4 protein-coding genes are annotated in these 7,596 nt (G+C 71.2%); 2 read left to right on the forward strand and 2 right to left on the reverse strand.

Annotated features, from left to right (window positions below):
• Positions 1–41: 41 nt before the first annotated feature.
• The gene (locus GM672_RS15545; protein ID WP_155471447.1) at positions 42–2,246 is read right to left on the reverse strand and encodes an ATP-binding protein; all 2,205 of its coding nucleotides are present in this window, start codon (positions 2,244–2,246) and stop codon (positions 42–44) included.
• 97 nt (positions 2,247–2,343) lie between these two features.
• Between GM672_RS15545 and GM672_RS15550 the strand changes: the two genes are divergently transcribed.
• Positions 2,344–3,348 carry an MBL fold metallo-hydrolase gene (locus tag GM672_RS15550; RefSeq protein ID WP_155471448.1) on the forward strand — a complete coding sequence of 335 codons (1,005 nt, stop codon included), beginning with the start codon at positions 2,344–2,346 and terminating at the stop codon, positions 3,346–3,348.
• Positions 3,349–3,377: 29 nt separating this feature from the next.
• Positions 3,378–4,391: an AI-2E family transporter gene (locus tag GM672_RS15555; protein WP_155471449.1), complete on the forward strand. Its 1,014-nt coding sequence runs from the start codon at positions 3,378–3,380 to the stop codon at positions 4,389–4,391.
• A gap of 18 nt (positions 4,392–4,409) precedes the next feature.
• On the opposite strand, the gene GM672_RS28945 is transcribed toward GM672_RS15555, so the two are convergent.
• Positions 4,410–7,596, reverse strand: a 3,187-nt coding sequence (locus GM672_RS28945) for an exo-rhamnogalacturonan lyase family protein (RefSeq protein WP_211517373.1), incomplete at its 5' end; no start/stop codon positions are given.

The following is a 7,596-nucleotide window of genomic DNA, read 5'->3' on the forward strand; positions in this document are numbered from 1 at the left end:
TGGTCGAAACTGGGGTGGGCATTATAGCAAGCGCCCCTGGCCTAATCCGGCACCAGCGCGGCCGGCATGGTGGCGCGGCGCAAGTCGTCGGCGCTGGCCGGCTTGGTCAGGTGCATGTCGAAACCTGCCCGCGCGGCCCGTTCCTTGTCCGACGCCTGGCCGTAGCCCGTCAGCGCCACCAGGCGCATCGGCGCCACGTCGCGGCGCAGGGCCGCCGCCAGCGTGTAGCCGTCCATGTCGGGCAGGCCAATATCGAGGATGGCGACATCGTGCGCATACTGGCGGCCCAGGGCCAGCGCCTCGGTCGCGCTGTGCGCCACGCGCACCTGGTGGCCGATGCCCTCGAGCAGGGCGGCGCTGGTGACGGCGGCGTCCTCGTTGTCGTCCACCAGCAGCACGCGCAGGCCTGGCGCCGTGGCGGGCAGCTCCGTCGGTGCGGGCGCTGCGACCTCCTGGCCCAGCGGCAGCATCACGTCGAAGCGGCTGCCCTGGCCCGGCCCGGCGCTGTGGGCCGCCACATGGCCGCCGTGCAGCTCGACGATGCGCCGTACGATGGCCAGCCCCAGGCCCAGGCCGCCGGTGCGGCGCGCCAGCTGCTGGGGCGCCTGGAAGAAGGGCTCGAACACGTGGGCCAGCAGTTCGGGGCTCATGCCGACACCGTTGTCGGCCACGCACAGCCGGGCATGGCGCCCCTCGGTCGCCAGCGTGACCCGGGTGACAGTGCCGCCGAAGCGGGCCGCGTTGGACAGCAGGTTGTTCAGTACCTGGGCCAGGCGGCTGTCGTCGCCCTGCACCCACACGGCGGGCGGCACCGTCAGCTCGATCTTCTGGGTGGGGAAGGCGGCCACCGCCTGCCGCACGAGATCGGCCAGGTTGACGGCATGCGACTCCAGTTGCAGCTTGCCCGACGTGATGCGCGAGACGTCCAGCAGGTCGTCCACCAGCCGGCGCAGGTGGTTCACCTGGCGGCGCAGCACGGCCCGTTCGCGCCGGTTGGCCGCCTCGTCGCGCAGGTCCATCAGGTCGAGCGAGGCAACGATGGGGCTGAGGGGATTGCGCAGTTCGTGGCCCAGCACGGCCAGGAATTCGTCCTTGGCGCGGCCGGCGTCGCGCGCCTGGGCGAGAGCGTGCTCGCGCTTGTCGAGCGCCTCGCGCAGCGACGCCAGCAGGGTCGAGCGCTCCTGTTCGTGCGCCGTGCGCTGGCGCGCCGCCGCCTCCAGGCCTTCGCCCATCGTGCGCAGCTCGCGGATGCGCGAAGGCGGCACCGTGACGCCTTCGCCGGCGCCCAGGGCGGCGGCGGCCAGCTGCAACTGCCGCGTGCCACGCACGATGCGCGCCGCCAGCAGGGTGGCGGCGATGATGCAGACCAGCAGCGAAATCACCAGACCGATGCCGTAGGTGGCGAAGCTTTCGATGCGGGCCGAACGCAGCAGCGCGGACGGCGTGCCGACCGCCACGACCCAGCCAAAGCGCGAGGAGGTGGTATAGGCCGACGTCACGGGGACGCCTTCGAGCGTCACGGTGGGGCCGACATTCTCGCGGCCGGCCGCGCGTATCAGCGTGCGCAGGGTGGGACTGGTAGGGTGACCGACTGTCTCGGCATGCCTGCTCGAGCGGGCCACCAGCATGCCGTCCGCATCGATGATGGAAATGACGGCGCCATCGGGCACCACCTGGCGTTCGATCACGCGCAGCAGCCGGTCCGGCCGGATCACCGCCGTCAGCGCATAAAGCCGGCCGTTGGTATCGGACACGGGAATGCGCACCGGCACGGCGGCCCGGCCAGACGGCCCCCGCGCGACGCGTCCGACCACCGGGTGGCGCACCGCCAGCACTTCGCGCAGGCTGGCCGGATCGGCGATGGCCCCCGGTGCGGCGCCGAAGGGCGCCCCGGTCCGAAACAGCATGCGGCCGTCGGCATCGGTCATGATCACGCCCAGCCATTGGGGCTGGGTCTGCGCCTGCGCGCGTGCCACTTCGTAAAAGCCGGCGATGTCGCCGGCGGCCAGCGCGGGTGTGCGGGCCATGCCCGTCAACGTGGCAACGACGCCATCGAGTTCGGCGTCGGCCGCGCTGGACAAGGCGCGCGCCAGGTCAAGCAGCGCGCGTTCCTGCTCGCGCTGCTGCGACTGGCTTGCCGTATGAATGCTCCATACGCCCAGCAACGCCAGCGGCAGCAGGCCGAGCGCCGTCAGCAGCAGCAGCAGCGAGCGTAGCGAAATCGTGAAGGGACGGAACACGCGCATGGTTTAGCTTCCAAAAACCCATTATACGGTTGGCGCCGGCTTGGCGGCGCCTGGTGCACAATGTCGGTCCCGATCGAAAACTTGCAAGCTGCATACCATGGAACTGGAATTTCTCGGCACGTCTTCCGGCACGCCCACCCGTACGCGCAACGTCGCCGGTGTCGCGCTGCGCCTGGACGGCGGCGGCTGGCTGCTGGTCGACTGCGGCGAAGGCACGCAGCACCGCATCCTGCAAACCACGCTGTCGCTGCATGCGCTGCGCGCCGTCTTCATCACGCACCTGCACGGCGACCATTGTTACGGCCTGCCGGGCCTTCTCGCCAGCGCCGGCATGGCCAATCGCACCGAGCCGCTGACGGTGGTGGGCCCGCCACCGCTGGACGCCTACCTGCAAGGCGTGATGGCAACCACCGCGCTGCACTTGCCTTATGAGATCCACTGCATCGGCGTCGGCGAAGCCGAGGCCGGCGCGCCGCTGTCGGGCGTGAACGTGTCCGTCACAGCCCTGTCGCACCGCTTGCCTTCGTATGCGTACGGCTTTGCCGAAGCAGCGGTGGAGCGGCGCCTCGACACGGCGCGCCTGCGCGCCGACGGCGTGCCGCCCGGCCCCGCGTGGGGGCGCCTGCAGCAGGGCGACACGGTGACCTTGCCGGACGGGCGTATCCTGCAAGGCGCCGACTACCTGCAGGCACCGCGCAAGGCGCGCAAGATCGTCATCGCGGGCGACAACGACACGCCCGCGCTGCTGGCGCAGGAACTGGCGGCGGCCGACGTGCTGGTCCACGAAGCGACCTACACGGACGCCGTGCTGGCCAAAGTGGGCCCGGGCCCGCAGCACAGCAGCGCGCGCATGGTGGCCCAGTGCGCGGCGGAGGCTAAGCTGCCGAACCTGGTGCTGACCCACTTCAGCCCCCGCTACCAGGACGACGACAGCGACGGCGGCCCGCCCGGCCTGACCCTGGCCGCCCTGCGCGACGAGGCACAGGCGCACTACGGCGGCAATCTGCTGCTGGCGAGCGACCTGGCGCGCTACCGGCTGGACCGCGACGGCACGCTGGTGCCGGTGGCGCCGGTGGCGGCCGATCGCGCCCATCAGGCATAATGCCGCAGCCTCCCCAACCATCCCCTGCCATGGCCCCCGACAGAAAAAAAGAACTCAGCAATATTGCGTCCTACATCCTGGTCGCGGCGTTTCTCTTCCTCGCGCTGGTCAAGGGCCTGCTCGGCGCCCTGTTCGCGGGCCTCCTGATGTATTCGCTCATCCACGTGATCGCGCCGGCGCTGGGCCGGCGCATCAGCGACGCGCGCGCACGTACCATCGCGGCGGCGGCCATCGGCATCATCCTGATCGCGCTGCTGGGCCTCCTGATCTGGGGCATGGTGGCGCTGTTCAAGATCGACGCGAACAGCCTGACCAATGTCTTTCGCAAGCTGGCCGACGTCATCGACTCTTCGCGCGACCAGGTCCCGGCCTGGCTCAGCGCCCGGTTGCCGGTCGGTGCCGAAGGCCTGCGCGCCACCGTCACGGCCTGGCTGCGCGACCATGCCGCCACGGCGCAGGCCTTCGGCGCCGAGGCGGGCAAGGCGCTCACGCGCATCCTGATCGGCATGATCATCGGCCTGATGGCTTCCCTGCGCGACACCTTGCCGCCGCCGCCGCGCCGGCCGCTGGCCGCCGCGCTGGAGCGCCGGCTTGGACTGTTGGCCGACTCCTTCCGCAATATCGTCTTCGCCCAGGTGTGGATCTCCGGGATCAATACCATCATCACGGCCCTCTTCATCTTCGTCGTGCTGCCGCTGGCGGATGTCCAGCTGCCGCTGGGGAAAACCGTGGTGGCCGTGACGTTCATCGCCGGCCTGCTGCCAGTGATCGGCAACCTCATTTCAAATACCGTGATGGTGGTGGTGGGTCTCTCCGTGTCGCTGCACGTGGCCATCGCGGGCCTGGCCTTCCTGGTGGTCGTGCACAAGCTGGAGTACTTCCTCAACGCGCGCATCATCGGCTCGCATATCAATGCGCGCGCGTGGGAGCTGTTGACGGTGATGCTGGTGGGCGAGACCCTGTTCGGCATTGCCGGCGTCATCGCCGCGCCCGTGTTCTACGCCTATGCGAAGAAGGAACTGAGCGCGCGCGAACTGATCTGACCCGGCGCGCGCCCTGCGTTACAGCCGGTAGACGGCGAAGTCCGTGATGCGCTGGCGCGACTGCGTCGTGCGCAGGCCGAACCAGCCGCTGTCGGCCACGGCACCGGCGCCGGCGAAGAACTGCACGCCGTCCACGTAGAGCCGCGTGCCCGCCCCATCGACGACGATGCGCACGCGGTACGGCCGGTTGGCCCGCAGCAGGTAGGGCCCGGCCGTATATTCCTGCAGCAGCCGGCGCTCGCCGCTGCCGTCCAGCCGCCGGAAGCGCGTCGTCGTGTTGCCGTTGCCGCCGATGCCGGCGTAGTACATCGGCGTGCGGTCGTAGTCGGCCAGCTTGCCCGACAGGGCCTTGCCGCCCGTCTGCGCCTGCCAGAACACGTTCAGGTCCGAGACCCGGTCGTGCGCACCGCCTTCCTCCAGCACCGTGCGCGTGAACGCGATTTCGTAATGGCCCCGCAGGGGCTGTGCCAGCCACACGGTCAGGCCGCCGCCGGCATCGAGCAGCAGGGCGCCGTCCTTCACATAGGCCGCCGCCTGCGGCGCGTCGCGTTCGGCCTCCACGCGCCAGCGCCGTGCATCGAAGGCACGGAAATCGTCCTGCACCAGCACGGGGCCGGGTGCACGGGCCAGCGGGTCCAGTGCCAGCAGGCCGAGGGCGCCCAACGCCCACTGGGCGGCGGCGTTGGTCGAAATCGCCGGTGCCTCGTCCACGTCCTGCAATACCTGCGGCACGCGCACGCGGCGCATGGTGAAATCGGCGTCGACCAGGCCCGCCTTGCCGTCGTCGAACTGGCGCCAGGCGCGGGCCATCAGGGCCGGGTCGCGCGCCTGCGCGGCGACAAAGCCCAGCAGCCGGGCGTGGCCCTGGCCCAGGTTCAATTTGCCCAGGTCCTGGCCCAGCGCGGCGCGCTGCTCTTCCGGCGTGGCGTTGTAAAGCCGGCAGTAGCGCAGCCAGGCGTCGCGGAAGGCTGGTTCCGGCAGGTTGCGCAGCAGCTCGGCGCAGATTTCCGTCAGCCCGAACACGGCCGACAGGTGCGACACGGTGATCCGGCCCCGGGTGTCGGGCAGGAAGGCACCCGTCTCCAGGTTCATCACGGCGCTGCCTGTCAGGAAACCGTGCGGCTGGGCCGCGATGGTGGCCATGCTGGCCAGCAGCCGGTCGCGCTGGCGCACGTCGCCGCGCCGCTCCCATGCCGTGAACCAGGCCGACGCGATGGCGCCCCAGTCGGTGCCGAACCCCACGCTGGCGTGGTCCGGCTGGGCGGCCGCTTGCTGGCCGATCTTGCGGCCCGGGACGACGTCGCGCAGGCGTCGCACGGCATCGACCTGTTCGTCCAGCAGGTCGCCGATCCGTTCGTCCGCCGCCAGGTAGTACAGGAAGCGCCGGTTCAGGGCGGTGGAGATGCGCAGCTGCTTGGCGCTGTCGCCCCAGTGCTGCACGCCATGGCGCGTGCCCAGGCCGCCGAATTGTCCCAGGTGGTAGACATCGACTTCGCCCGTGTGGCGCGTCATCGCCTCGGCCAGCCGGAACGCATCGGCCCGGCCGGAATGAAGGAAGTAGTGCCACAGCCAGATGTCGGTGCTCAGTTCCGAGTTGTCCCAGGCATAGCCGCCGACGTCGTAGCGCCACATGTGCCGGGGCCCGTCGTAGGTGTGCATGACGTCGCCGAAGTCCCAGAAGCCGTACCAGCGGCGCTGTTCCACCTGGCCCTGGTAATAGTCGAACAGTTCGCCCAGGCGCCGTTGCAGGATGCGTTCGCGCGCGCCGCCAGTGGCGGCGGCAGGCGCCCAGTAGGGACCGAAGGCTTCGGCCGCATGCAGCCGGGCCGGCGGCGCCATCAGCCGGGGCGGCGCGGCGATGCGCCGGGCAATGGCCACGAGGTCCGTGTCGGACGGCGTGGCTGCCAGCAGTTGTAGTTCCAGTTCGCTCGTGCGCGCCACGCCGACGGGCGAGCCGAAGCCCGGTTCGTAGTCTTCGTAGGTGATGTCCAGGGCGTAGCGCTGTTTCGCGTGCGTGTCCTGTCCCAGGCCGTCGTGGTAGAAACGCAGGTCCATGGCGGGCGCGCCCGGCGCCCACAGCCACAGCGTGACGGTGGCCCGGCTCGTGGCGGCACCGGCGATATCGAGCTGGCCAGGATGGCTTTGCCAGAAGTGGCGCACGCCGAAGGCCACGCCGCCGGCAGTGCCGCCCACATAGCCGGTGCCGGCCGCGCGCGTGCCGCTGGCCGCGTGCACCCAACCATGGCCGGCGGCGGTGCGCTTGGCGATGGCGAAACCGTCGGCGCTGGCCTGCAGCAGCCGGTAGTCGCCAAAGGCGGGAATGTACTGCAGGCCCTTGGCGACGGGCGCCGGCAGGGCTGACACGGGGGGCAGCGGCCGGCCGGCCCGTTGGGCCGCCGTGACGGCTTGGCCCGGGTCGCGCCGCAGGCCCGTGATGCCCCGCACGCTCTCGGCGAACACGCCGCCGTTGTCGCCGACGAAGCGCACGTGCCGGTCGTGCGGCGCGCCGTCGAGCGCGACCCCGAAGCGCAGCCCGATGCCGCGCACGAAATGGCGCGCCGGGTCGAAATCGACCACCAGCGTGTGCAGGATGCGCACGGTGCAGGCGCCCCGGTAGAAGTACAGGCGGATCGTGAACGGCAGCAAGGTGGCGCCATCGGCATGGCGGTGCGTGCCCGCGACCTTGACGACGGCGCGTACGGGCCCGTCCTGTTCGACGGCGACGGTGGCGATCTCGCTGCGGTAGCGGCGACGCGCCGCCGTCGCCGCCTCGTCGTCGCCGGGGCCGCCGTCGGTCAGCACCACCAGCTCGCCGTCCTGCAGCAGCGGCTGCCCGGCACGGGCCACGCTGTCGAACAGGCGCGCCCCACCGGTAGCGATGCGGCATTGCATCGCGTCCGTATCGACGACGACGGCGCCGCCGGTCTGCGTGACCATGCCCGCGCCCTTGTCCTGGGCCGGGCCGGGCAGCAGGCAATAGCGGGCCGACGGGATGGCACGGGCGGCGCCGGGGCCGAGCGCGTGGGCGCTCCACTTCAGCGAGCCGTCCGGCCAGTAGGCCAGCGGCCACGATTGCAGCGGGGCCGCCGCGCCGTCCACACCTTGCAAGGTGAAGCCGGCATCCGCGGGCACCTGGCCCTGCGGCCACGGCACGCCCCACGTGGTGCCGGCGAAGCTGGGCGGCGGCGTGCCGTCCAGCCAGCCC

The sequence above is a fragment of the Pseudoduganella buxea genome, from assembly GCF_009720835.1.
Classification (GTDB): Bacteria; Pseudomonadota; Gammaproteobacteria; order Burkholderiales; family Burkholderiaceae_D; genus Rugamonas; species Rugamonas buxea.